The organism is Dryocola mayonis, from assembly GCF_051307045.1.
Classification (GTDB): domain Bacteria; phylum Pseudomonadota; class Gammaproteobacteria; order Enterobacterales; family Enterobacteriaceae; genus Dryocola.
The window spans coordinates 3,260,767-3,282,264 of the sequence record NZ_CP150452.1 but is presented as its reverse complement, the minus strand read 5'-3'; the positions used below and the strand labels follow the sequence as shown (position 1 = coordinate 3,282,264).

Here is a 21,498-nt window from a genome sequence, read left to right as displayed (position 1 = left end):
CATAGCGAGACAATGATGAAAATCGATTTATCTGCCCTGACCACCGAAGGCCGTAATACTCAAAGCGAAAATATCGACATGCTTTCTACGGAAGAGATGCTAAGAGTGATTAACAGGGAAGACCAGAAGGTGGCGCTGGCGGTTGAAAAGGTGATCCCGGCTATCACTCAGGCTGTCGATGCCATCGTTGCTGCTTTTCAAAAAGGCGGGCGCTTAATTTACTGCGGCGCCGGCACGTCCGGACGTCTGGGGATTCTCGATGCCAGTGAGTGCCCACCAACTTACGGCACGCCGCGTGAGCAGGTCGTCGCGCTGATTGCAGGCGGCCACCAGGCCATATTACAGGCGGTTGAAAACGCCGAAGACAGCCTGACGATGGGCGTTGAGGATCTGAAAAACATCGGCTTTAACGCAAAGGATGTGCTGGTAGGTATTGCCGCCAGCGGCCGCACGCCTTACGTCGTGGCGGCGCTGAACTACGCCAACGAGCTGGGCGCTGTCACCGTCGCGCTGACCTGTAACGCGGGCAGCGAAATCACCCGCATCGCGAAGATTGCCATCATGCCGGTCGTTGGCGCGGAAGTGGTGACCGGCTCTTCCCGCATGAAGGCCGGGACGGCGCAAAAGCTGGTGCTGAACATGCTGACTACCGGGGCGATGATCCGCAGCGGGAAAGTATACGGCAACCTGATGGTGGACGTAGAGGCCACTAACCAGAAGCTGGTTCAGCGCCAGATCAACATCGTGATGCAGGCGACCGACTGTGACCAGCAAACCGCCTCGCAGGCGCTGACAGCCTGCGGCGGCCACTGCAAAACCGCCATCGTCATGGTGCTGGGCAAGCTGACGGCCGCGCAGGCAAAACAACTTTTAAATGATAACAACGGCTTTATTCGCCAGGCGTTAGCCAATACGGAGATCTAGCAATGGCTAAGATTACGGAACAATTGATTGCCACAATTCTGCAGCTGGTCGGCAATAAAAGTAATATCCAGACCTGCGGGCACTGTATGACCCGCCTGCGTCTTACGCTTAACAACGACCAGCTTATTGAGCATGACAAACTTAAGGCGCTGGCCGGGGTGCTGGGCGTTATCAACAGCGACGATCAGCTGCAAATCATTCTCGGGCCGGGTAAGGCGCAGACCGCCGCCGAAATGATGAATGCGATGCTGGCCAACGGTGCCGGCGCCGTCTCTGAACAACCGAGCGTCGGCTCGGTTGCAAGCGACACTAAACAGAAGATGAAGGCCAGGCAAAACAGCGTGGTGCATCAGTTCCTTGCCAAGTTCGCCACCATCTTTACCCCGCTGATTCCGGGTTTTATCGCCGCAGGGATGCTGCTGGGCTTTGCCACCTTAATTGAACAGGGTCTGCTGACCGACGCCGCCGAAAAAAATGCCGCCATCGTGCATATCGTCGGCTACATGAAAATCTTCGGCAAGGGGCTGTTCACCTTCCTGCCGATCCTGATTGGCTATAACGCGCAGAAGGCCTTTGGCGGCTCGGGCGTAAACGGCGCCATTATTGCTTCGTTGTTCCTGCTGGGCTACAACCCGGAAGCGACGGTAGGGTACTTCTCCGGTATCGATAACTTCTTCGGGATGGGCATCGACCCGCGCGGCAACATTATCGGCGTGCTGATTGCCTCTATTCTGGGCGCGTGGATTGAGCGCCAGATCCGTAAGATCGTCCCGGATAATCTGGATATGATCGTCACGTCGCTGCTGACGCTGCTGATTACCGGCGCGCTGACGTTCACGCTGATTATGCCTTTCGGCGGCGAGCTGTTTAAAGGCATGTCCTGGCTGTTCCTGCACCTGAACGGTAACCCGTTTGGTTGCGCAATCCTCGCGGGCCTGTTCCTGATTGCGGTGGTGTTCGGCGTTCACCAGGGCTTTATCCCGGTTTACTTCGCGCTGATGGACGTGCAGGGCTTCAACTCGCTGTTCCCGATTCTGGCCATGGCCGGCGGCGGGCAGGTGGGGGCCGCGCTTGCGCTTTACTTCCGCTCGGCTAAGCATTCTATGACCCGTAATCAGGTCAAAGGGGCGATCATTCCCGGCCTGCTGGGCGTGGGCGAACCGCTGATTTACGCCGTCACGCTGCCGCGCGTGAAGCCTTTTGTTACCGCCTGTCTCGGCGGCGCCTGCGGCGGCTTCTTCATTGGACTGGTTGCCTGGCTCGGCCTGCCGATTGGCCTGAATACCGTGTTCGGCCCGTCGGGCCTGGTATCGCTGCCGCTGATGACCTCCGCCCAGGGCATCTATGCCGGGATGGGGATTTACGCCGCGGGTGTGCTTATCTCTTATATCAGCGGTTTTATCATCACCTGGTTCTTTGGCTATAAGGATGTCGATCTGACTTAGAACCGGGGCAGGCGGCTTTCCCTCAAACTCACTTTGCCGCCTGCTCTTTTTTGTATCACCTTTCTGATAATCTTTTATTGCCCCATTTTATTTTACCCTCGGCATCCTCGGCCTTAATTTCATCCATAGAAGCTTGCATAATATCGAGGCATGCCTGCGCGGCCATGCCCGTTTTTATCAACGAATTCGTCGCCAGCTGATAATATCGCAAGGTGGACTGGCGGGTATAATCCATGATTAAAGGTAATGCACAGACCGCACCAGTACCAAAACGTTGAACAAGCGTATCCTCAGACTTATCCATTGCATCAGTCGCCTGTAGCGTTACTGATGGATTTTTTATTAAAGCAAACCCCAGCGCTTCGGCTAGCTGCGCCGATTGCGCATCCTTTAAAGAAGGGCTAATTTGCTTTACCGTTTCTGGCAGCTTTTCCAGCGTCTGGATATTTCCTGCTTCGATATCTTTGATTAGCCTGCCATCATTACCGTTTGCGCAGGCGGTTAACATCATCACAGCCAGTAACAGGGCAGGTAGCCGGGAATGAATCATTCTACAACCTCCAGGATTCGGTCACCAGACAACCAGATCCGGTTGCGGGTAACGGGGCCCGGAATAATACATCCTTCTGAGGCATAGCCCGGCTTTGCCGGAGGGCGCTTCTCGCCATGAATGCGAAACAGCGAACGTCCGAAGGACAGGCCGGTTTCTTGCTGTAAAATAATGGTCAAGGGGCCTTTAGAGGATAAATAGCCGGTGATTCGATAGGTGCCGCGAGGTAAGGGGCCTAATCCTTTTACCTGCTGCCAGGATGGATTATTCTTTTTGGTTAATGCGCCCGAATAGCCCGTATCTACGTACTGACCATTATGGTATATCTTTCCCGGGCTCTGCTGATCCGTCCAGGTCATAATATCTCCTTAATATCTGTTCAACTAATCTTTACAGGCCATAAACGTTTTAATTTTGCCATTTTCGTTCAATTGCCGTCATTTAAAGCCATTCAATAATCTAACAGGTTGGGCTTTTATAAAAGTGGGGGCGGCCGGTAATTTGTGCTATACGGTTAGTGAATATATTGTGTTTATTTATATGGTTATTTAAATAATGAATATTTGTACGGGAATTATTGATGAGGAACAGGTCATAAACGACAAGCCATCGTGGCAGGCTGTTTATGTATATCGGGAAAATAGAACCGCCCGTTGAATCAAAGGCTGTTTTCTGAAATCAGATTAATTGTTCCGAATTCAGGAACAGGAAAGGAACGCTGATACCCAGGGTAACAGCGTTCCGTGTTGCTTCGGAACTACAAAAGTGAAGCCTAATCGACTTTTTGCGGCGGCGGTTCCATCGCCAGCGCGCTTGCGCTGGCGGGGTCAAAGAGTGAAAGGCTTTCAATCTGATCCAGCATGATCACCTTGCGGAAAGCCATGGCGCTTTTGGGCTCTGAATCCAGGGTGATATCATGATCGGCATACCACTTGCTGTAATTATGCTCAATGCACAGGTTCATCTTTTCTCCGTCGCGATAGCCGCTCAGCATGGGGATCAGCACCACGTTTGCCGTTTTTTCGTATTCAAGCGTCGCGGTGTGGATCATGCCGATGTAAATCCGTCTCGACTTAAGCGTAACCAGCGCCAGCTCACCTTCCTCCATGCACTGGTAAAGCAGCTGTTCGATACCGCTTGAGCGCGCGAGGCTCTTATAGAGCGTTTTCCTGCCGTTGCCATCCAGCCGCGCGCTGCCGGCCCAGTTGGAACGGTACAGGCAGAAAAATACGGCGAAGGTCAGCATGATGACAACGGGCGCCTGGATACCAAGAAAGCTCCAGTTCATAAAGACCATTTGCCAGTCGGCATAATTGCCGGGCATAAGGTGTAATGCGTTTATGGCGGCAGAGAGCGCGAGCAAAAGCAGCCAGATCAGGCCGGTGGCGATAACGCCCTGCAGCACGAAGATGCAGCCATAAAGGGCCACCAGAAAATAGACGTCCCAGCCGAAGGAGCGCTTAATCTTAAAACGCGTGGACAGGTCCCGGCTCGTGTACCAGTAGCCGCATACCATCAGCACCATAAAGATCGCCGTTCCCATATCAGGCTCTCTTCAACGCGTTGACATGGCGCAGAAAATCCTCGCGCACCTCTTTGCTTTTAAAATTCACCGATGCGTTACCATCCTGGTCGATAATAATACGATCTCCATCCTCAACGGATTCAACAACATCCTGATGGCTCATCACCTGCAAAAGCAGCTCGGGGCTGGAAAAGATCGACAGAAGAAAACGACGCATGCGGATACATCCTTATGAAGAAAACAGACAAGCCTGGTTGAATAATGATGCCTCAGCCATAGGGTTATGCTGAAAAGAGGGGCCTGAGTGCTTCTGAACGGACAGGCGGCGCGGATCGGGTCGCTGCTGCCCGTTGCATGTCAGTGGATATCCGGCTTCGTATGTCCGCCAATCATCCGCAGACCCGTTTCACTGCGAATAAAGCGTGGCGTTTTTAAATCTTCGACCATGACGTTGAGCAACTCGAATAATAATCCGCCGATCTGCTCTTCCTGTTCAGGCGACTGCTGGCAGATGCAGATGAGCTGTATCCAGTTGCGAACTGTACGGCTATTGAAAACCGGAAAATGGTGTCAGCGTGAACCTGCAATACCGTCTTGCGGTATCAGAGACGACAAATATTGAAGTAAAAGTGGCGACAGGCGATGGCCTGTTCTTGCGGATCGATCAAAATCTTTCAGAAATAGCCGCGAAAGCTCAGGATGCGCAAAAAAACGCATGAGAAACGCTCGACGTTGTGGATGCGACAACCCACGGTAGCTGTAGGTCCACACACTCGGTTGTGATGGGATTACATACCCACACCATCACTGTTGCCGGTAACGCAGACAATACCGTAAAAAGACATTGCTTATAACTACATCGTGAGGCTTGCATAATGGCTTTTAAATTTTCAGGTAAAGACCGCACTATCCGAATTTATAACCTTGGCGCAGATACCAGAGAGTTTATTGGCGCGGGTGATGTCTGTATACCGGCTAATACAGGTCTACCGGCAGACGGCAAATATTGCGCAGACGGACGTGTCAGAGGGAAAAGTCACCGTATTTATCGGAACAAAGTGGGAGATTGTCGAGGACTACCAAAATCAAACGCTCTACAGCAAAGAAACGGGCTCGGTGCTTTACCTGCAGACGTAACGACAATCGCCCCTGACGGAAACTACATGGACTGGAATGGTGAAGGGTGGGAGAAAGACACAGAAGCAGAGTGTGCTGCAGCAGTGTCTTTCGCTGAAAGTGAGAAAAAGCGGCTCATGCAAGAGGGCCACGCTGACCATTGAAACGTTACAGGATGCGGTTGATTTATCTTTTGCGACGGATGCAGAAGTTGAGTGTTTGATTGAATGGAAAAAGTACCGAGTACCACTCAGCCGTGTTGATATCAACGAAGCTCAAGATATTCAGTGGTCGTCTCCGCCAGTTTGCAATTGAGTTAGGGGGAGAGATTATTGGATTGCTATGAATGTTAGAGTAGAATCATTAGCAAGATTACTTAATAGGAAGATTTCATGTCATTCAAAATAAAAATGAAGGTGCTAGAATGGATAATTAGTTTTATCAGGAAGAGCGTAAGGGTTTCCCCCGATGAGTTAGATTTTACTAAGATTAAAAAGATAGTTATACTAAACAATAAAAGGCTTGGTGATTTTTTATTTTGTACGCCAGCAATTAAAGCTCTCAAGGACGCTAATCCGCATGTTAAGATAATTGTCGTTACGAGCCATGGCAATAAAGATTTAATTAAGGAGTGTCCATATATCGACGAGGTTGAGTATATGGGTGAAAATATGAAGGAGGTAATTCGAGTTGGTAAGCAAATTCGAAAAGAAAAGCCTGAGTTAGGTATTATATTTCACTCGAAATGTCCCTATGATATTATAGCAATGACATTATCAGGTGTTTCATGTCTCATGAAACATTATTTTGGCAATGAACGGAAGGTTTTAACTAAGGCATGCGATGCTGTAGTTATGGGGGGAGTTTATCCACCTGTTCAAAATGACTTATCTCTTGTCAAGAGGCTAGGTATTAAAACTGAAGGGAAAACGATGTTTTATCCTTCGCCTGTCGGGGAAAAAACAAACAGAGGATTAAATATAGGTATCCAGCTTGGTGCATCTGGATTCGACAGGCATTTCCCTGCGGTCATTGCCGCGCAGGTTGTTGCTAATATATTAAAAGCTTATCCTCATTGTACTTTCCACTTGATTGGTGTTAAAAGTGAAACTAATTTGGCCAAAGAATTTTACAAGTTACTGAAACCTGAACTATCAGAAAAGGTTGTTGATCATGTTGGGAAAACATCTTTGCATGAGTTGGCGAATTTAATTAATAATTTTACTGTTCTTATCACTCCAGATACGGGATCGCTACACATTGCTACTGCTTTGCAAACAAAAACAGTAAGTCTCTTTACTGTCAAACAAGAAAAAGCCAGCGTCCCCCAGCAGGATACTGAACTGCATCAGGTTCTATATGCCTCAGATTATATTTGTAATGAAAACAGTAATAATAAAAGCAAGCTTTCTTCAATACCATCAGAGGAAATAGTTGCTGCGACTATAAAAGTTATAAGTTAATAATAAGGCTGGTTTATTTACCAGCCTTTAAAATATAGCTATCGTTGATTTATAACCTTATCAGCAGCTACGCGCGACAGGAAGCCCGAACGGCTTCCATATTCCGGATGTGCTGCAACAAACTGAACGATATGACGCATCAATAATGAGGGAAGCGTGACATTTATTTTTTCCGCTTTCCCCATCAGGCGCGTTACACGCCGCCTCATACTCTGGGCCAGGTTGTTGGCCCAGCAGAAGCGCTGCCAGTCATCACTGCCGTACTGGCTGCCCTGGTCCGAATGTACGATGACCCCACTTTTAGGTTTCGACCCCATACGGCCATCATTAGCACATCCAGCACCAGTTCACGTGAGAGAGGAGTTTAAGTTACGGGCAAAGAGATCGATAACCACCGCCCGGTACAGCCAGCTATGCCAGGTACGGATATGGGTAATATCATTCACCCAAACCTGATTGGCCCGAATGACGGTAAACTGCCGCTGCATACGATTAGGGGCAATGGCTGAAGGTCTGCCCGCTATCCTGAGTGGCGCTTTATAGCCGCGTACGGCTTTGAGCCGGCTCAGTTGCATAATACGGCTCACCCGGTTTTTACCACAGATTCCACGACTTCATTCAGATCGCCATGAATCCGGCGATAGCCATATACGCCACCGCTCAGGGAATATGAATCGTGGATGAGCGTCAGCAGGCGCTGGTTATCTATATCGCGTGCCGAGACCGGATTGTGCAGCCACGCATAGAATCCGGCCCGGGCGACATACAGTAACCGACACATTGTCATGACACCCCATACACCACGATGTTCATTGATAAAGCGGTAATTCTCAGCCGGGCTCCCTTGCAACGTAACGCGTGGCCTTTTTCACAATGTCCCCCTCTTCTTCGGTACGCTTTAACTGCGCCCTGAGTTTCAGCATCTCACTTTTGGCTGGCTTCCAACAAATCACAGGCGTGCTGCTCGCTGTTATCGGGCCTGATGGCCCGTAACCACTTGTAAAGACTGTGTGCAGAAACTCCCAGTCGCTCGGATACTTCGGCAACGGAATAACCGCGCTCCGTTATTTGACGGACGGCTTCTTCCTTAAATTCAGGTGTAAATCTTGGTGTGACCATATGCTCCTCCTGTGCCCAAACTATTGGGCAGGATCGTCTATCGGGGCGGGGTCAGTCCAAACATCTCTCTCAAGCGAGCGCCAGATATCGTCGGCATAGTCCTCTGTTACGCTGGCTTTCTTCACATTCCACCAACGCTCGGCAACTAACAGGAAAGTGTTGGTTTTGGCCTCTTGAGAATTCCTCACCTGTTCTTTTTGATGTTCCTGAGGATCAATATCTTTTGCCAATAAAACTCGAGATTCGGCTCTGAGTTTACGCGCATCAGAAAGTGAGACGTTAGGGTAGGCACCGAAGCTCTGCTTGGTTCGCTGCTTGGTCAGAGGCCCGATAGTAACGGAACTGCCAGAGCTTACTACCGCTGGACTTGATTAACAGAGTAAGCCCGTCACCATCATACAGCTGGTAATCGGCATCTTTAGGTTTGGCGGCTTTGATTTCCTTAACGGATAGAGGTTTGGTTTGTCTTGCCATTGCCGGGTTTCCATAGTTTTAGGCACCTCAAAAACAATAAAGCTTTATGCGGTGCCTAAAAGGTTCGAGTTGGCTTCAGACTTCGCGGGACAAATCACAGGCACAAAAAAGCCCGCAGGGCTTGCGCCGTGCGGGCTATTTAGACTTTATCGGATGACTCTGGTAATCATCGATTGAAGATTTTGGTGGAGCTGGCGGGAGTTGAACCCGCGTCCGGAATTCCTAGACCGTCGGCACTACATGCTTAGTCATATCTTTACATTCGCCGGGCAACTGCGGACAGACACGCCATTACCAAACTATCCTGATTAAGTTTAATGCTTCAACCCCAGGCAAGGTATCCACACGATCTCTTTTGGGTTTGACCTCTCTTGATCCCCGTCCTAAGAGCGGAGGCTAGGGAGAGAGGGCTCTTAGCAGGTTATTAAGCTGCTAGGGCGTAGTTTTCGTCGTTTGCGACTATTTTTTTGCGGCTTTTTACGAGGCCAACCGCCCCTCGGCATGCACCTTGGGTTTCGCAAATCCCGTCGAATCCAGAATCAGCCCCACAAGTGTTTTGTAAGTATAACAGAGTTTTGTCGTCCGTTACCAGCCCTCTGCCTTGCTAAGGTTCACACGAGGGTAATCAGCGCCCCGCGTGCTTCATAATACGCGCCTTATCCTGCGCCCATTCGCGGTCTTTCAAATCCGTACGTTTGTCGTGCTGCTTTTTACCTTTCGCTACGCCAATTTTTACTTTGCACCAGGCGTTTTTCCAGTACATGGAAAGCGCGACTACGGTGTAGCCGTCACGATTGATGCGGCCATAAAGGTTGTCCAGCTCGCGTTGGTTCAGTAGCAGCTTACGGGTACGCGTCGGATCGCAGACCACGTGGCTTGAGGCGACGTTCAGCGGCGTGAAGTTTGCGCCGAACAAGAAGGCTTCGCCGTCTTTTAAGATGACGTAGCTGTCGCTGATATTGGCCTTCCCGGCGCGCAGTGTTTTTACTTCCCAGCCTTGCAGTACGAGACCCGCTTCAAATTCGTCTTCGATAAAGTATTCGTGACGGGCGCGTTTGTTCTGCGCAATGGTGGCTGAGCCAGGTTTGTGTGCTTTTTTCTTTGTCATAGTGCTGCTCAGTATACGCAATCAAGAGTTCAAAGACACCCCGCTTCACTGCGGGCGGAAAGGAGTTATCTTAGCATGCCCACGGCTTAGAATTTTTCATTGCCCGGAGATAAATGTTATTATTTATAGGTTGTATGACTCACAGGAAAAGCTATGCCTCAGATCAGTCGTACTGCCCTGGTGCCTTACAGCGCGGAGCAGATGTATCAGTTAGTGAACGATGTGGACGCCTACCCGGACTTTTTACCTGGTTGCACCGGCAGCCGGGTTATCGATGTTTCCGCCAGCCAGATGACGGCGGCGGTAGACGTCTCAAAAGCGGGGATCAGCAAAACGTTCACCACGCGCAATACATTAACCAGCAACCAGAGCATTTTGATGCACCTCGTCGACGGGCCGTTTAAATCCCTGCGGGGAGGCTGGACGTTTACGTCGCTGGGCGCCGACGCCTGCCGCATTCAGTTCCAGCTGGATTTTGAGTTCACGAACAAGCTGATAGAACTGGCGTTCGGCCGCATCTTTAAAGAGCTTGCAGGCAGTATGGTTCAGGCTTTTACCACGCGGGCCAAAGAGGTTTACAGTGTCGCCTGATCTCAACGTCGAGGTTGTTTACGCGCTGCCCGAAAAGCAGTATTTGCGTCAGGTAAAGCTGGCGCAGGGCAGTACGGTGGAGCAGGCGATAGAGGCTTCTGGCCTGCTGGAGCTGCGTAGCGACATCGATCTCAGTAAGAATAAAGTCGGTATTTTCAGCCGCCCGGTAAAGCTCAGCGATGAGGTGAATGAGGGTGACAGAGTGGAAATTTATCGCCCGCTGATTGCGGACCCCAAAGAGCTGCGGCGACAACGCGCGGCTAAATCGCAGAAATAAAAAAGGCGCTTAAAAAGCGCCTTTTTTCATCTGCCTCTCGCCTTAGCGATCTTTTTCCAGCTTTGGCTTGTTATCGATGTTGGTTAATACACCGCTGCTGTTAAAGGTCAGCGTCAGCGTTTGCTGAGTCACGCCTTCATGGCCTGGTTGCTGACGGAATACGTAGAACCAGGTGTTGGTGCCGAACGGATCGGTCATCATCGGCGTACCCAGGGCATAAGCAACCTGCTGTTGAGTCATACCGGTACGGATCTTCGACACGTCATTCTGTGTCAGGTAGTTCCCCTGGTTGATATCGGGGCGGTAAACCACTCGCTCCAGAGTGGAACAGCCTGCGGTCAACATCAGAAGAACCGCTGCGGCAGCAGTCAGCGTTTTACAGCGCATAATGATTTGATTCCTTTTCGGGCCCGAGCAGCACGTGGCTCATTCGTAATATGCCGATGATAATAAACCTTTTCGCAGTTTAAAACCTTAAGGCGCTCAACTCAGACCCTGGCAGGACAAAAAAGTTGGCTCAAAACCTGCTCAATGGCCAATCCATTGACTGAATGCTGCTTTTTTGAGCGGTAAACGGCAGATTGTTCCGCCGCAGCCTGTCAATCCGCTAGGCCGCCAGCAGTTCTTTCGCGTTAGCCAGGGTGTTGCGGGTGACTTCGCTTCCGCCAAGCAGACGAGCCAGCTCCTGAAGGCGGGAACGTTTATCCAGCGGTTGCATATGGGTTTCCGTCATTTCACCATCGGTTTCTTTGCTGACGAAGAAATGGTGATGCCCGCAGCCTGCGACCTGCGGCAGGTGCGTTACGCACATAACCTGCGTTGATTCGCCCAGCTGACGCAGCAGTTTGCCCACCACGGCCGCCGTTGGCCCGCTGATGCCGACATCCACCTCATCGAAAATCAGCGCCGGCGTTTCCATCTTACGGGCGGTAATCACCTGGATGGCCAGCGCAATACGCGACAGCTCGCCGCCGGAGGCGACTTTAGCCAGCGGCTGCAAAGGCTGCCCCGGGTTGGTGCTGACGCGGAAATCGATACGATCGGCGCCCTCGGCCGTCAGATGGTTTTCATTAAACTCAACGTCAATAGCCAGCTTGCCGTGAGGCATGGAAAGGGAATGCATGCTTTCGGTGATGAGCTGGCAGAGCTCGGCCGCGTAATGAGTACGGCGCAGGTGCAGCTCACGCGCCACGCAGAGCGCCTGTTCATGGTGATGCGCCACCGCCTGCATCAGTTCATCCTGCGAGGTGGGCCTGCTCGTCCAGCTGCTGCTGTTCATCAAGTAATTTCTGGTGGAACAGCGGCAGTTCCTCCGGGGATATGCGGTGCTTACGCGCCAGATTTATCTGCCGTGAAATACGCTGTTCCAGTTCGTACAGGCGATTAGGATCGAGGTCCAGACGGTCACAGTAATGACGCAGCTCGTCGCTGGCTTCGGAAATCTGAATGGCGGCTTCTTCCAGCATATCCAGCACGCCGGAAAGCTTGTTATCCAGGCCGACGAGTTCGCTCATCAGCTGGCGGGCGGTGTGCAATTGATTATGCAGGTTGCCGTCTTCGCCGTCGGCGAGGATGTCCAGCGCCTGCTGGCTGGTTGAGAGCAGCTGCCCGCTGTTGGCCAGGCGCTTGTATTCTTCGTCGATCTGTTCGAACTCGCCGGCCACGGGCGCGAATTCGTTAAGCTCTTTAAGCTGGTAGTGCAGCAGCTCCGCGCGCGCGGCGCGCTCCTGGGAAAGCTGCTGATGCTGAGCCAGATCGCGACAGCTCTGGTGCCAGGCGCGATAACGTTCCGCCATTTGCGCGATAAGCCCGTGCTCGCCCGCGTAGCCGTCCAGCAGGTTTTTTTGATGCTCAGGCTTCAGCAGCAGCTGATGCGCATGCTGGCCGTGGATTTGAATGAGCAGTTGTCCAAGATCGCGAAGCTGGGAAAGGGGAACCGCGGTGCCGTTGATAAAGCCGCGCGAGCGGCCATCGCTGCTGATAACGCGGCGCAGCAGGCATTCGCGGCCTTCTTCCAGCTGGTTTTCTTCCAGCCAGCGCAGGGCGGCGGGCGTATCTTTTAAAGAGAAGCGGGCGCATAAGTCGGCACGACCGGCGCCCTGACGCACCATATCGGCTTCTGCGCGGCCGCCCAGGCACAACCCTAAGGCATCAATCGCAATAGATTTACCGGCGCCGGTTTCGCCGGTGATAGCCGTCATGCCGTGCTGAAAGTCAATTTCCAGCTCACGAACGATTGCGAAATTACTGATGGTAAGTTGTGCCAGCATAGCCACCTTCCTGTATATAACAACATAGCTGTAGTTACATCCAGTATAACCTGGTTATCTATCCAGTAAAGTGGCTTGGGCGGTTTTCAGAATAATTTTTTTGACCAGCCGAGTTTTGAGCTCAATGTGTTGAAATAGCTGTAGTCTTTCGGATGAATGAGGTTCAGGTGATAGTCGCAGCGTCGAATCAGCACGTCTTCGCCTTCCTGAATCGGCAGGGCTATCTGGCTGTCGCAGCTGATTTCCAGGTCGCTGCGCATATGCGAAAAGCGCAGGCGGATGGTGCTGCTGCTGTTGATAACCAGAGGGCGCGCCGAGAGCGTGTGCGGGAACATCGGCACAAGCGTAATGGCGTCCAGAGAAGGCGTTAAAATCGGGCCGCCGGCGGAAAGCGAATAGGCCGTCGAGCCGGTTGGCGTGGAGATAATCAGGCCGTCGGAACGCTGGGAGAAAGCGAAGACTTCGTCTATGTAGACTTCAAATTCAATCATATGCGCGACTTTTCCAGGGTGCAGCACCACTTCATTAATGGCGGTGCTCAGCCGGGTCGGCTTGTCGTGCTGGCACACCTGCGCCTCAAGCAGGAAGCGCTTTTCGGCGATGTAATGGCCTTCCAGCACGTCCGCCAGCTGCTGCTGCGCGTTATCGGGGTCCAGGTCCGTAAGAAAGCCGAGGTTGCCACGGTTGATGCCGATAACCTTTATATCGTAGCGCGCAAGCACCCGGGCTGCGCCAAGCATATTGCCGTCGCCGCCGACCACCACGGCCAGATCGGCAAGCTGGCCGATTTCAGCCAGCGTGCCGGTTTTGACGTTTTTCAGGTTCAGCTCCTGGGCAATCTGCTGTTCCACGATGACGTCGTAGCCTTTTCCGCATAGCCAGCGATAAAGCATTTCATGCGTGGTCAGTGCCGTTGGGTGGCGTGGATGCCCGACAATGCCAATACATTCGAAATGGGTGTTCGCTATTCTGGTAGTCATCGTGGTGGTCCTTATACGCAGACGTTTATGACAATATGTCACGTTCCCTTGAATCCCGGAAACTGATCCCCATAATAAGCGAACCAGCGAGATGAATGCTAAAAACGCGGAGAATTTCATGAGTAGTAAAGAACAGAAAACACCAGACGAGCAAGTCCCGGAAGACATTGCAATGGAAAGCCACGACGAAGTAGAGGCCGTAGAAGGCGTCGAGGTGGATCCGCGCGACGAACAAATTGCCGATCTGACTGCCCAGTTGGAAGAGGTTCAGCAGCGCGAACGCGACAGCCTGCTGCGTACTAAAGCCGAGATGGAAAACCTGCGTCGTCGTACCGAGTTGGACATCGAGAAAGCGCACAAATTTGCGCTGGATAAATTCGTCAACGAGCTGCTGCCGGTGATCGACAGCCTGGATCGCGCCCTTGAAGTGGCGGATAAATCCAACCCGGACCTGGCGGCGATGGTTGAAGGGATTGAGCTCACTCAGAAATCAATGCTGGACGTGGTCCGCAAGTTCGGCGTGGAAGTGGTGGGTGAAACCAACGTGCCGTTTAACCCGGACGTTCACCAGGCCATCGCCATGGTGGAATCCGAAGAGGTTGCGCCTAATCACGTGCTGATGGTGATGCAAAAGGGCTACACCCTTAACGGCCGTACTATTCGCGCCGCGATGGTTTCCGTTGCAAAAGCGAAATAAATAGCCTTTAACAAAAAGCCAGCCTTCTTACGGGCTGGCTTTTTTTTGCCTGTTATTCCTCAACGCTCTGGCGCAGCGGCTTCACCGGCGTGACGCGCACCTGCTTAATCATATTGTCCTGCACGTCGAGGATATCTATATCGTAGTAGGTGATGCGCACCCGGGTATCCCTGGCCGGGATCTCCTGCAGCTCTTCCAGCAGCATGCCGTTTATCGTGCGCGCGTCGTCTTCCGGCAGCGTCCAGTTAAAGGCTTTGTTGATTTCGCGCACGTTGGCGCTGCCTTCAATGATTACCGAGCCGTCATTCTGCGGCATCACCTCTTCGGCAAGCGTCGGCGACATTGAGGTGGTAAAGTCGCCCACAATCTCTTCCAGGATATCTTCTACGGTGATCAGCCCCTGGATATCGCCGTACTCGTTGACCACAAGGCCGACTTTCTTCTTGTTGCGCTGGAATTTCACCAGCTGCACGTTCAGCGGCGTGCCTTCCGGAACAAAATAGACTTCATCAGCGGCCCGCAGCAGGGTTTCTTTGGTGAACTCCTGCTTTTCGGTCATCAGGCGGTAAGCTTCGCGCACGCGCAGCATGCTGATGGTGTCGTCCAGGGTATCGCGATAGAGCACAATGCGCCCGTGCGGGGAGTGGGTCAGCTGGCGGACGATGGATTTCCAGTCGTCGTTGATGTCGATGCCAACGATTTCGTTACGCGGGACCATGATGTCATTCACGCTGATCTTTTCCAGATCCAGCACCGAAAGGAGCATGTCCTGGTTGCGGCGGGAAATCTTCGCGTGGGACTCATGCACGATAGTGCGCAGCTCGTCTTTGCTGAGCGCCGCGCTAATAACGTTATCGGTTTTAATGCCCACCATGCGCATCAGCATGCGGGTGATGACGTTCAGCAGCCAGACCAGAGGCATCATCAGAATCTGCAGCGGGCCGAGCAGGAAGCTGCTTGGATAGGCGACTTTCTCCGGATAGAGCGCGGCGACGGTCTTCGGCAGCACCTCGGCAAAAACGAGCACCACGAAGGTCAGAATACCGGTAGCGATAGCCACGCCCGCATCGCCATAAAGACGCATGCCGACGATGGTGCCGATGGCGGAGGCGAGAATATTCACCAGGTTGTTGCCGATAAGAACAAGGCTAATCAGGCGGTCCGGCTTGCGAAGCAATTTTTCGACGCGTTTAGCGGCACGGTTGCCCTGCTTGGCAAGATGGCGCAGGCGATAACGGTTGAGCGTCATCATGCCGGTTTCTGAGCCGGAGAAGTACGCTGAAACCACCACCATGATAATCAGAGTGACAATCAGCGTGGTGGTTGAGATGTGATCCAAAAGGGTTGTCCTTTAAAGTTGCGAAATTAGCCAACGAACTGTTGCAGGACCCGGCTACCGAAGTAGGCGAGGGTCAAAATCGCGGCCCCTGTGACGTTAAACCATACTACGCGGCGGCCGCGCCAACCTTCATGATAGTGTCCCCACAGCAAAATGACGTACACAAACCATGCGAGAATAGACAGCACCGCTTTGTCGACGTTTTCCATGCTAAAGAGGTTGTGCATATAAAACAGACCGGTGGAGAGCGTCAACGTCAGCAGCACCACGCCAACCTGGGTGATGTGAAACATCTTGCGCTCGATGACCATCAGCGGCGGCATTTCGGCGCTAAAGGCGAGCTTTTTGTTTTTGAGCTGGAAGTCTATCCACGCCAGCTGCAGGGCGTACAGCGCGGCGATAATCAGCGTGGCGTAGGCAAACAGCGCAAGGCCAATGTGAATCATCATCCCCGGGGTGGTCTCCAGATGGGTGATGAATTCGTTAGGCACAAAGGTGGCAAAGGCGAGGTTGATCAACGCAAAGGCGTACACGATCGGCAAAAGTAGCCAGCCGCGGTTGCGCGAAGCGACGATCGTCATTACCGTACAGATCATCAGGCTGATCAGCGAACCGACGTTCAGCAAGCTGAGATTCTGCCCGCCGTTATCCGCAAAAATGCGGGCTTCCAGCGCCAGCGCGTGGCTGATAAGCGCAATGGCGGCCGATAAAATTGCCAGGCGGCGCCATGCGCTGTTCTTCGTGAGCAGGCCGGGAATGATCAGCGCGAGGCTGATGGAGTAGGCTACAAGCGCAAGGAGTGCGAAAACAGGCATATAAGGTGTCGGTCAATTAGCCAGAGATGAAAAAAGGCAGTATAACGTTACCTGTCGCCTGCTCCAACCGTTGCATCACACCAAAGGCGGCTTCATGTTATAATCCGCCAAATTCTGTTTTGTGTCGCGTACCGCGGCCTTAGTTACCACGTTAGGCAAAATACAATGTTTGATAATTTAACTGACCGTCTGTCGCGTACCCTGCGCAATATCAGCGGCCGTGGGCGGCTGACTGAAGAGAACGTTAAAGAAACGCTGCGCGAAGTGCGCATGGCGCTGCTGGAGGCGGACGTTGCGCTGCCGGTGGTGCGCGATTTCATCAGCCGCGTAAAAGAAAAAGCGGTTGGCCACGAAGTTAACAAGAGCCTGACGCCGGGCCAGGAGTTCGTCAAAATTGTCCGCGCCGAGCTGGTTGCGGCAATGGGTGAAGAAAACGCCGTGCTGAACCTTGCCGCGCAGCCGCCAGCGGTGGTGCTGATGGCGGGCCTGCAGGGCGCGGGTAAAACCACAAGCGTGGGCAAGCTGGGCAAGTTCCTGCGCGAAAAGAACAAGAAAAAAGTGCTGGTTGTTTCTGCCGACGTTTATCGCCCGGCGGCGATTAAACAGCTGGAAACCCTGGCCGAGCAGGTTGGCGTTGATTTTTTCCCTTCCGACGTCGGGCAAAAGCCTGTCGATATCGTCAACGCCGCGCTGAAAGAGGCGAAGCTGAAGTTCTACGACGTGCTGCTGGTGGATACCGCCGGTCGTTTACACGTAGACGAAGCGATGATGGACGAAATCAAACAGGTTCACGCCGCGATTAACCCGGTTGAAACCCTGTTTGTGGTCGATGCGATGACCGGCCAGGATGCGGCGAATACCGCTAAGGCGTTTAACGAAGCGCTGCCGCTGACTGGCGTAGTGCTGACTAAAGTAGATGGCGATGCGCGCGGCGGTGCGGCCCTGTCTATTCGTCACATCACCGGCAAGCCGATTAAATTCCTCGGCGTCGGCGAGAAAACCGAAGCGCTGGAGCCGTTCCACCCGGATCGTATTGCCTCCCGTATTCTGGGCATGGGCGACGTGCTGTCGCTTATCGAAGATATCGAAAGCAAGGTCGACCGCGCGCAGGCTGAGAAGCTGGCCAGCAAGCTGAAGAAAGGCGACGGTTTCGACCTCAACGACTTCCTTGAGCAGCTTAAGCAGATGAAGAACATGGGCGGCATGGCGAGCATGATGAGCAAGCTGCCGGGCATGGGACAGCTGCCGGACAACGTCAAATCCCAGATGGACGACAAGGTTCTGGTGCGCATGGAGGCGATTATCAACTCCATGACGCTGAAAGAGCGCGCCTCTCCAGAAATCATTAAAGGTTCCCGCAAGCGCCGTATCGCGCAGGGTTCCGGCATGCAGGTGCAGGACGTCAACCGCCTGCTCAAGCAGTTCGACGACATGCAGCGCATGATGAAGAAAATGAAGAAAGGCGGAATGGCGAAAATGATGCGCGGCATGAAAGGCATGATGCCGCCAGGTTTCCCTGGCCGTTAAGCTCATTTAGATTGCTTTTTGCGCCCAAATGAGTAAAATTTTCGGGCTTTTAATATGACACCGGGCTCCGTCCCTCGATGGGGCCCGGTGTTTTATTCACTAAAGAGGATGTTATGGTAACTATTCGTTTAGCACGTCACGGCGCTAAAAAGCGTCCGTTCTACCAGGTTGTTGTTACTGACAGCCGTAATGCACGTAACGGTCGCTTCATTGAGCGCGTTGGTTTCTTCAACCCTATCGCCGGTGAGAAAGACGAGGCAAGCCGCCTGGATCTGGATCGCATCGAGCATTGGGTTGGCCTTGGCGCTACCGTTTCCGATCGCGTAGCTACGCTGATCAAAGCAGCAAAAAAAGCAGCTTAATCTGTCACGGTGGTCATGATGAGCAATCAACTCTCCGCAAAGGCACCTGTTAACCCAATAGTGTTGGGAAAGATGGGCTCCTGCTACGGTATTCGTGGTTGGCTCAGAGTGTTTTCCTCCACCGAAGACGCCGAAAGCATTTTTGACTATCAGCCCTGGTTTATCCAGAAGGCGGGTCAGTGGCAGCCGGTTCAGCTGGAAAGCTGGAAGCACCACAATCAGGATCTGATCATCAAGCTGAAAGGCGTTGACGATCGGGATGCCGCGAATCTGCTCACCAATTGCGAAATTGTGGTCGATTCAACGCAGCTGCCGCAGCTCGAAGAGGGCGACTACTACTGGAAAGACCTTATGGGCTGCCAGGTAGTGACCACTCAGGGTTATCAGCTCGGGAAAGTCATCGATATGATGGAAACCGGCTCCAATGACGTTCTCGTCATTAAGGCAAACCTGAAAGATGCGTTCGGTATCAAGGAGCGGCTGGTTCCGTTCCTCGATGGGCAGGTTATCAAGAAAGTCGATCTCGCTACTCAAACGATTGAAGTAGATTGGGATCCTGGTTTTTAAACCTCCGGATAAACGGTAACAGCACGGCGTGATGGGGATTGGCTTGTGTTTATTGGTGTAGTTAGCCTGTTTCCAGAAATGTTCCGCGCAATTACCGATTACGGGGTAACTGGCCGGGCAGTTAAAAATGGCCTGCTGAGCATCCAGAGCTGGAGTCCGCGTGACTTCACTTATGACCGGCACCGTACCGTGGACGATCGTCCTTACGGCGGCGGACCGGGTATGCTCATGATGGTAAACCCGCTAAGGGAAGCCATCCACGCAGCGAAAGCGGCGGCAGGGGAAGGCGCAAAGGTAATCTATCTTTCACCTCAGGGACGCAGGCTCGATCAGGCAGGCGTCTGTGAACTGGCAACCAACGAGAAGCTGATTCTGGTTTGTGGCCGTTACGAGGGAATCGACGAGCGCGTGATCCAGACCGAAATTGACGAAGAATGGTCAATCGGCGATTACGTTCTCAGCGGTGGCGAGCTACCGGCAATGACGCTGATTGACTCCGTCTCACGGTTTATTCCGGGTGTACTGGGCCATGAAGCATCGGCAATCGAAGATTCGTTTGCCGACGGATTGCTGGATTGCCCGCACTATACTCGTCCTGAAGTGTTGGAAGGCATGGAAGTACCGGCGGTATTGCTGTCGGGGAACCATGCGGAGATTCGCCGCTGGCGCCTGAAACAGTCGCTGGGCCGCACCTGGCTTAGAAGACCTGAACTTCTGGAAAACCTGGCTCTGACTGAAGAGCAAGCAAGGTTGCTGGCCGAGTTCCAACGGGAACACGCGCAACAGCAGCATAAACATGATGGGCAAGGTTAACACCTCCCAATACATCAGTTTACCCAGGATAAGAGATTAAATTATGAGCAACATTATTAAGCAACTTGAACAAGAACAGATGAAACAGGATGTACCTTCCTTCCGTCCGGGCGACTCCGTGGAAGTGAAAGTATGGGTCGTTGAAGGTTCTAAAAAACGTCTGCAGGCATTTGAGGGCGTGGTTATCGCTATTCGTAACCGCGGTCTGCACTCTGCATTCACTGTTCGTAAAATTTCCAACGGCGAAGGTGTTGAGCGCGTATTCCAGACTCACTCCCCGGTAATCGACAGCATTACTGTTAAACGTCGTGGTGCCGTTCGTAAAGCTAAACTGTACTACCTGCGTGAGCGTACTGGTAAGTCTGCTCGTATCAAAGAGCGTCTTAACTAAGATTTCGCTAACGCGACATCCAAGCGTTAAAGTGAAACAAGGGGTTAGCTATATGCTAACCCCTTTTTTGTTGCCGCGGCTTTATACTGCCTCTTTAAAGGCGCATCGCGAAGCCCGGAAAAGGTTTACACCGCCTGAGCTTTTACTCTTTTGGCGGGAACCTGGTTTTATTCAGATCGCTTTCAAGGTCGTTTTTATCCACCTCAACTTCCTGACGGCGAACGGTATCTTTAACCGTTTCGGTGCGTTCCGTGGTTTCAGTGCGCAGACCAACCTCTTCACGTACATGAGCGGTTTTATTCACCGTAGGCACCTCGTGCGACTCTTCGACTTCAAGAGTCTTTTCTGACCAGTCTACATCGTTGAGATAGGCCGGCTCGTTCAGGGCGGAACGGAATACGTCGGCATGCTGTTCGGTAAGAGAAACATCCTGCGCCACCTCATCTTCAACCGTATAGCGGCGCAGACGGACTTTACCGTCGCTGACCCGACGCTTGCCCACATCAATCTGCTCTTCGGCAAGCTTCAGCGTTTCGCGGTTATCGCCCTGGGCGTAAGTCCGATCGTCCGACACCCGGCCTGCGATATCCGCAGAGGCGGTACGCCCGCTTACATAATCGGCGTCGCCAGGCAGGGTTTTGGCTACGACCTCATCATCCCTTACGTCTTCATCCCGCAGGCTTAAGTCTTCATCTCTTAAAGCAGGATCGGTAAGGTCCTGGCCCAGGGGGCGGGAACCTACATCGTCGGTTTCGCCAAGGAAGTTTTTGCCGTAGACATCATCGCCAACGACGCTGCCGGTAGTACCGTAATCGCCGGTGGTAGTCGCGTAATCGCTGGCGCAGTTATCCAGCAGCGTTTCGATTCGGTCGGCGTCGTCTTTGTCCACGCGTGCAATCAGCAACACCCCGCCGGCGCGAATAGCTTTGTTGTACTCTGCCGCATAGTCGTCGTCGACGTCATCGCCGAACAGCCGCTGCCAGAAGCTTGGATGACGAATCTCCTTATCCTCATTGCGTAACCTTTCGCCCGAAATAATATCGATGTCGTCCCCCGCGATACCTTCCGCAATGAGCTTCTCTTTAGCGACTTGAGCCTGCTGAGGTTGGGTGAAAGCCGTAACGATTTTTTCGTGTGCCATATCT

Annotated in this window: 25 protein-coding genes, 1 other RNA gene and 3 pseudogenes; 14 read left to right on the top strand and 15 right to left on the bottom strand. The window is 52.6% G+C overall.

Going from position 1 to position 21,498, the window contains the following annotated elements; genetic code table 11:
• Positions 1–15: 15 nt before the first annotated feature.
• Positions 16–924 carry an N-acetylmuramic acid 6-phosphate etherase gene (gene murQ, locus WLO32_RS15855; protein ID WP_435948318.1) on the top strand — a complete coding sequence of 303 codons (909 nt, stop codon included), beginning with the start codon at positions 16–18 and terminating at the stop codon, positions 922–924.
• A 2-nt stretch (positions 925–926) separates the two neighbouring features.
• Complete coding sequence (gene murP / locus WLO32_RS15850; RefSeq protein ID WP_435945959.1) at positions 927–2,369, top strand: PTS N-acetylmuramic acid transporter subunit IIBC; 1,443 nt, start codon at positions 927–929, stop codon at positions 2,367–2,369.
• A 55-nt stretch (positions 2,370–2,424) separates the two neighbouring features.
• Here murP and WLO32_RS15845 read toward each other — a convergent pair whose 3' ends face one another.
• From WLO32_RS15845 to WLO32_RS15830, 4 genes are all read right to left on the bottom strand, one after another.
• Positions 2,425–2,919: a hypothetical protein gene (locus tag WLO32_RS15845; RefSeq protein WP_435945958.1), complete on the bottom strand. Its 495-nt coding sequence runs from the start codon at positions 2,917–2,919 to the stop codon at positions 2,425–2,427.
• On the bottom strand, positions 2,916–3,278 hold the full coding sequence (locus WLO32_RS15840) for a tlde1 domain-containing protein (RefSeq protein WP_435945956.1): 363 nt from the start codon (positions 3,276–3,278) through the stop codon (positions 2,916–2,918). The genes WLO32_RS15845 and WLO32_RS15840 overlap by 4 nt, the downstream gene beginning before the upstream one ends.
• 413 nt (positions 3,279–3,691) lie before the next feature.
• A complete protein-coding gene (locus WLO32_RS15835) occupies positions 3,692–4,462 on the bottom strand; it encodes a hypothetical protein (RefSeq protein WP_435945954.1) in 771 nt (256 codons plus the stop codon).
• 1 nt (position 4,463) lies between these two features.
• Positions 4,464–4,661, bottom strand: a complete 198-nt coding sequence (locus tag WLO32_RS15830) for a hypothetical protein (RefSeq protein WP_435945952.1) — start codon at positions 4,659–4,661, stop codon at positions 4,464–4,466.
• Between the two features lie 358 nt (positions 4,662–5,019).
• On the opposite strand from WLO32_RS15830, the gene WLO32_RS15825 reads away from it, so the two are divergent.
• The 4 genes from WLO32_RS15825 (at position 5,020) to WLO32_RS15810 (ending at position 7,023) form a co-directional block, all read left to right on the top strand.
• The gene (locus WLO32_RS15825; RefSeq protein ID WP_435945950.1) at positions 5,020–5,163 is read left to right on the top strand and encodes a hypothetical protein; all 144 of its coding nucleotides are present in this window, start codon (positions 5,020–5,022) and stop codon (positions 5,161–5,163) included.
• A 156-nt stretch (positions 5,164–5,319) separates the two neighbouring features.
• Positions 5,320–5,724: a tail fiber assembly protein gene (locus WLO32_RS15820; protein ID WP_435945948.1), complete on the top strand. Its 405-nt coding sequence runs from the start codon at positions 5,320–5,322 to the stop codon at positions 5,722–5,724.
• Positions 5,618–5,875, top strand: coding sequence for a tail fiber assembly protein (locus tag WLO32_RS15815; RefSeq protein ID WP_435945946.1), 258 nt, complete (start codon positions 5,618–5,620; stop codon positions 5,873–5,875). The genes WLO32_RS15820 and WLO32_RS15815 overlap by 107 nt, the downstream gene beginning before the upstream one ends.
• Positions 5,876–5,952: 77 nt before the next feature.
• A complete protein-coding gene (locus WLO32_RS15810) occupies positions 5,953–7,023 on the top strand; it encodes a glycosyltransferase family 9 protein (protein ID WP_435945945.1) in 1,071 nt (356 codons plus the stop codon).
• A gap of 38 nt (positions 7,024–7,061) precedes the next feature.
• Here the strand turns inward: WLO32_RS15810 and WLO32_RS15805 are convergent, their stop codons facing one another.
• The 5 genes and pseudogenes from WLO32_RS15805 to smpB form a co-directional block, all read right to left on the bottom strand.
• Positions 7,062–7,163 (bottom strand): hypothetical protein, encoded by a 102-nt coding sequence (locus tag WLO32_RS15805; protein WP_435948317.1) that lies wholly within the window; start codon positions 7,161–7,163, stop codon positions 7,062–7,064.
• 57 nt (positions 7,164–7,220) lie between these two features.
• Positions 7,221–8,142, bottom strand: a pseudogene (locus WLO32_RS15800) (IS3 family transposase); the annotation flags it as partial.
• 56 nt (positions 8,143–8,198) lie between these two features.
• Positions 8,199–8,616: pseudogene (locus tag WLO32_RS15795) on the bottom strand (integrase arm-type DNA-binding domain-containing protein); the annotation flags it as partial.
• A 183-nt stretch (positions 8,617–8,799) separates the two neighbouring features.
• Positions 8,800–9,163: a transfer-messenger RNA gene (gene ssrA / locus WLO32_RS15790) on the bottom strand.
• A gap of 78 nt (positions 9,164–9,241) precedes the next feature.
• The gene (gene smpB / locus WLO32_RS15785) at positions 9,242–9,724 is read right to left on the bottom strand and encodes an SsrA-binding protein SmpB (protein WP_435945943.1); all 483 of its coding nucleotides are present in this window, start codon (positions 9,722–9,724) and stop codon (positions 9,242–9,244) included.
• A 153-nt stretch (positions 9,725–9,877) separates the two neighbouring features.
• Here smpB and WLO32_RS15780 point away from each other — a divergent pair, with 153 nt between their 5' ends.
• The gene (locus tag WLO32_RS15780; RefSeq protein ID WP_435945942.1) at positions 9,878–10,315 is read left to right on the top strand and encodes a type II toxin-antitoxin system RatA family toxin; all 438 of its coding nucleotides are present in this window, start codon (positions 9,878–9,880) and stop codon (positions 10,313–10,315) included.
• Positions 10,305–10,592, top strand: a complete 288-nt coding sequence (locus WLO32_RS15775) for an RnfH family protein (RefSeq protein WP_435945941.1) — start codon at positions 10,305–10,307, stop codon at positions 10,590–10,592. The genes WLO32_RS15780 and WLO32_RS15775 overlap by 11 nt, the downstream gene beginning before the upstream one ends.
• 42 nt (positions 10,593–10,634) lie before the next feature.
• On the opposite strand, the gene bamE is transcribed toward WLO32_RS15775, so the two are convergent.
• The 3 genes and pseudogenes from bamE to nadK all read right to left on the bottom strand — a co-directional run bounded on the left by bamE (position 10,635) and on the right by nadK (position 13,842).
• Positions 10,635–10,979, bottom strand: coding sequence for an outer membrane protein assembly factor BamE (gene bamE / locus WLO32_RS15770; RefSeq protein WP_121264304.1), 345 nt, complete (start codon positions 10,977–10,979; stop codon positions 10,635–10,637).
• A 220-nt stretch (positions 10,980–11,199) separates the two neighbouring features.
• Positions 11,200–12,862, bottom strand: a pseudogene (gene recN / locus WLO32_RS15765) (DNA repair protein RecN).
• 86 nt (positions 12,863–12,948) lie between these two features.
• The gene (gene nadK / locus WLO32_RS15760) at positions 12,949–13,842 is read right to left on the bottom strand and encodes an NAD(+) kinase (protein WP_435945939.1); all 894 of its coding nucleotides are present in this window, start codon (positions 13,840–13,842) and stop codon (positions 12,949–12,951) included.
• 118 nt (positions 13,843–13,960) lie between these two features.
• Between nadK and grpE the strand changes: the two genes are divergently transcribed.
• Positions 13,961–14,539: a nucleotide exchange factor GrpE gene (grpE, locus tag WLO32_RS15755; RefSeq protein ID WP_147402919.1), complete on the top strand. Its 579-nt coding sequence runs from the start codon at positions 13,961–13,963 to the stop codon at positions 14,537–14,539.
• A gap of 52 nt (positions 14,540–14,591) precedes the next feature.
• On the opposite strand, the gene WLO32_RS15750 is transcribed toward grpE, so the two are convergent.
• Together WLO32_RS15750 and WLO32_RS15745 are read right to left on the bottom strand one after the other, a co-directional pair.
• Complete coding sequence (locus tag WLO32_RS15750) at positions 14,592–15,878, bottom strand: HlyC/CorC family transporter (protein ID WP_435945937.1); 1,287 nt, start codon at positions 15,876–15,878, stop codon at positions 14,592–14,594.
• Between the two features lie 26 nt (positions 15,879–15,904).
• Positions 15,905–16,693 carry a cytochrome C assembly family protein gene (locus WLO32_RS15745; RefSeq protein WP_435945935.1) on the bottom strand — a complete coding sequence of 263 codons (789 nt, stop codon included), beginning with the start codon at positions 16,691–16,693 and terminating at the stop codon, positions 15,905–15,907.
• 165 nt (positions 16,694–16,858) lie between these two features.
• On the opposite strand from WLO32_RS15745, the gene ffh reads away from it, so the two are divergent.
• From ffh to rplS, 5 genes are all read left to right on the top strand, one after another.
• Positions 16,859–18,220: a signal recognition particle protein gene (ffh, locus tag WLO32_RS15740; RefSeq protein WP_435945933.1), complete on the top strand. Its 1,362-nt coding sequence runs from the start codon at positions 16,859–16,861 to the stop codon at positions 18,218–18,220.
• Between the two features lie 113 nt (positions 18,221–18,333).
• Positions 18,334–18,582, top strand: coding sequence for a 30S ribosomal protein S16 (rpsP, locus tag WLO32_RS15735; protein ID WP_121264325.1), 249 nt, complete (start codon positions 18,334–18,336; stop codon positions 18,580–18,582).
• 18 nt (positions 18,583–18,600) lie between these two features.
• Positions 18,601–19,149 (top strand): ribosome maturation factor RimM, encoded by a 549-nt coding sequence (gene rimM / locus WLO32_RS15730; RefSeq protein WP_121264327.1) that lies wholly within the window; start codon positions 18,601–18,603, stop codon positions 19,147–19,149.
• A 45-nt stretch (positions 19,150–19,194) separates the two neighbouring features.
• Positions 19,195–19,962 carry a tRNA (guanosine(37)-N1)-methyltransferase TrmD gene (trmD, locus tag WLO32_RS15725; RefSeq protein WP_435945931.1) on the top strand — a complete coding sequence of 256 codons (768 nt, stop codon included), beginning with the start codon at positions 19,195–19,197 and terminating at the stop codon, positions 19,960–19,962.
• Positions 19,963–20,005: 43 nt separating this feature from the next.
• Positions 20,006–20,353, top strand: coding sequence for a 50S ribosomal protein L19 (gene rplS, locus WLO32_RS15720; RefSeq protein WP_008458168.1), 348 nt, complete (start codon positions 20,006–20,008; stop codon positions 20,351–20,353).
• A 142-nt stretch (positions 20,354–20,495) separates the two neighbouring features.
• Here the strand turns inward: rplS and WLO32_RS15715 are convergent, their stop codons facing one another.
• Positions 20,496–21,494, bottom strand: coding sequence for a YsnF/AvaK domain-containing protein (locus WLO32_RS15715; protein WP_435945929.1), 999 nt, complete (start codon positions 21,492–21,494; stop codon positions 20,496–20,498).
• Positions 21,495–21,498 lie beyond the last annotated feature (4 nt).

Bases quoted from the DNA above. Each gene is read 5' to 3' on its own strand.
- murQ (WP_435948318.1), top strand. From the start codon at position 16: ATGAAAATCGATTTATCTGCCCTGACCACCGAAGGCCGTAATACTCAA.
- murP (WP_435945959.1), top strand. From the start codon at position 927: ATGGCTAAGATTACGGAACAATTGATTGCCACAATTCTGCAGCTGGTC.
- WLO32_RS15845 (WP_435945958.1), bottom strand. From the start codon at position 2,919: ATGATTCATTCCCGGCTACCTGCCCTGTTACTGGCTGTGATGATGTTA.
- WLO32_RS15840 (WP_435945956.1), bottom strand. From the start codon at position 3,278: ATGACCTGGACGGATCAGCAGAGCCCGGGAAAGATATACCATAATGGT.
- WLO32_RS15835 (WP_435945954.1), bottom strand. From the start codon at position 4,462: ATGGGAACGGCGATCTTTATGGTGCTGATGGTATGCGGCTACTGGTAC.
- WLO32_RS15830 (WP_435945952.1), bottom strand. From the start codon at position 4,661: ATGCGTCGTTTTCTTCTGTCGATCTTTTCCAGCCCCGAGCTGCTTTTG.
- WLO32_RS15820 (WP_435945948.1), top strand. From the start codon at position 5,320: ATGGCTTTTAAATTTTCAGGTAAAGACCGCACTATCCGAATTTATAAC.
- WLO32_RS15815 (WP_435945946.1), top strand. From the start codon at position 5,618: ATGGTGAAGGGTGGGAGAAAGACACAGAAGCAGAGTGTGCTGCAGCAG.
- WLO32_RS15810 (WP_435945945.1), top strand. From the start codon at position 5,953: ATGTCATTCAAAATAAAAATGAAGGTGCTAGAATGGATAATTAGTTTT.
- WLO32_RS15805 (WP_435948317.1), bottom strand. From the start codon at position 7,163: ATGCGTCATATCGTTCAGTTTGTTGCAGCACATCCGGAATATGGAAGC.
- smpB (WP_435945943.1), bottom strand. From the start codon at position 9,724: ATGACAAAGAAAAAAGCACACAAACCTGGCTCAGCCACCATTGCGCAG.
- WLO32_RS15780 (WP_435945942.1), top strand. From the start codon at position 9,878: ATGCCTCAGATCAGTCGTACTGCCCTGGTGCCTTACAGCGCGGAGCAG.
- bamE (WP_121264304.1), bottom strand. From the start codon at position 10,979: ATGCGCTGTAAAACGCTGACTGCTGCCGCAGCGGTTCTTCTGATGTTG.
- nadK (WP_435945939.1), bottom strand. From the start codon at position 13,842: ATGACTACCAGAATAGCGAACACCCATTTCGAATGTATTGGCATTGTC.
- grpE (WP_147402919.1), top strand. From the start codon at position 13,961: ATGAGTAGTAAAGAACAGAAAACACCAGACGAGCAAGTCCCGGAAGAC.
- WLO32_RS15745 (WP_435945935.1), bottom strand. From the start codon at position 16,693: ATGCCTGTTTTCGCACTCCTTGCGCTTGTAGCCTACTCCATCAGCCTC.
- ffh (WP_435945933.1), top strand. From the start codon at position 16,859: ATGTTTGATAATTTAACTGACCGTCTGTCGCGTACCCTGCGCAATATC.
- rpsP (WP_121264325.1), top strand. From the start codon at position 18,334: ATGGTAACTATTCGTTTAGCACGTCACGGCGCTAAAAAGCGTCCGTTC.
- rimM (WP_121264327.1), top strand. From the start codon at position 18,601: ATGAGCAATCAACTCTCCGCAAAGGCACCTGTTAACCCAATAGTGTTG.
- rplS (WP_008458168.1), top strand. From the start codon at position 20,006: ATGAGCAACATTATTAAGCAACTTGAACAAGAACAGATGAAACAGGAT.
- WLO32_RS15715 (WP_435945929.1), bottom strand. From the start codon at position 21,494: ATGGCACACGAAAAAATCGTTACGGCTTTCACCCAACCTCAGCAGGCT.